Origin of the sequence: Aldersonia kunmingensis (genome assembly GCF_001646865.1) — a bacterium.
GTDB classification, from domain to species: domain Bacteria; phylum Actinomycetota; class Actinomycetes; order Mycobacteriales; family Mycobacteriaceae; genus Aldersonia; species Aldersonia kunmingensis.
The window spans coordinates 1-1357 of record NZ_LRRB01000244.1; the positions used below are offsets into that span (position 1 = coordinate 1).

Consider the following 1357-nt stretch of genomic DNA (forward strand, 5'->3'; position numbering starts at 1 on the left):
CGAGCACGAGGTCGATGTCGTTCCCCGGAGTGCGCATGGTGATGGTGAGCGGGCTGCCGTCGACCAGGATCTGCAGCGGTTCCTCCACGGCGAGCGTGTCCGGTCGCCGCACGAGCCCGGTCGCCGTCCTGCGCATAACCGGTCTGCGCGTAGTCACGCGTCCCATCAGCCCTGCACCTGGTTTCGCCGCATGTGTCCATCTTCTCCCCACAGCTGACGTGGTGCGCAGCTAGGGTCGTCGGTGTGGAATCGGACATTTGCCCCGGACAGCGCGCAGATCTCCCCGAGCTATCGCGAATGCTTGCTCGTGCCTTCGATGACGACCCGGTGATGGCCTACATGCTGCCGGACCCAGCGAGCCGCGCCGCTCGGCTGCCGCGCGTGTTTCGCACCCTTGCCCGCCATCAGCACCTGCCCGAGGAGGGCGGCATAGAGGTGGCTCGGGACGGCGACCGCATCGTCGGCGCCGCGATGTGGGACCCGCCCGGCCGGTGGCGACAGGGCCGCATTCGCGAGCTGATGATGCTGCCTGGCCTGTTCCGCGCCTTCGGCTCCCGTATGCAGGCAGGCGGCGCGGTCGCCGACACCATGCGCAAGCGCCATCCCGAGGAACCGCATTGGTATCTCGCCGTCCTCGGTACCGACCCCTCGGCGCGCGGCGCAGGCCACGGCCGGGCGCTGATGGACTCGCGCCTGGACAAGTGCGACGCCGAGCACAGCCCGGCCTATCTCGAGTCCAGCAAGGAAAGCAACGTGCCGTACTACGAGCGATTCGGGTTCGTCGTGCGGGAGGAGATCACGATTCCCGGCGGCGGGCCGACGTTGTGGACGATGTGGCGCGATCCGCGCTGATCGCTCGCTCGCGCCCTGTGTTGAATGCAGGTCCGACGGGGTCGGCAACCTCTCATCCGGCATACCCCGACTGTGAACCACGGGCAACACCGGAACCATCAATCGCAGCAGGTTAAGGATTGAAATCGGGCCGTGTCCGAGGGGAGAAATGTGCCGGTATGCGGGCTATGGTGGTCGCGAAGGGTGGGGTGTTCGGTGTCCCTCATCCATCGAACATCCCGCCCTTCGTCTCTCCCGGACCAGGCGGCCCGAACGAAGCCATCGCGCCGCTCGGGCACCGCATTGTGCGCGCCTCGTGACACCGTGCAGAGCGTCGGCTGGCGCCAATTAGAATTCACCGAGTGAGCAGCCCAGCACCTGACGAGTCCCGTAACCGTGCGGATGCCCTTCCCAAAAACTGGAACCCCGGTGAGGTAGAGGCGCCCATGTACGAGGGCTGGGTGAGCGCCGGATATTTCGGTGCCGACGCCAGCGCCGACAAGCCGCCGTTCTCGATGGTGCTGCC

At 66.9% G+C, this 1357-nt stretch carries 1 protein-coding gene and 1 pseudogene; one reads left to right on the forward strand and one right to left on the reverse strand.

Translation table 11 applies throughout. The annotated features are described in order from the left end of the window. Positions 1-166: pseudogene (locus tag A8G08_RS28070) on the reverse strand (formate dehydrogenase accessory sulfurtransferase FdhD); the annotation flags it as partial. A gap of 131 nt (positions 167-297) precedes the next feature. Between A8G08_RS28070 and A8G08_RS19105 the strand changes: the two are divergent. Further along, positions 298-852: a GNAT family N-acetyltransferase gene (locus tag A8G08_RS19105; RefSeq protein ID WP_068277712.1), complete on the forward strand. Its 555-nt coding sequence runs from the start codon at positions 298-300 to the stop codon at positions 850-852. The last annotated feature ends 505 nt before the right edge of the window (positions 853-1357 follow it).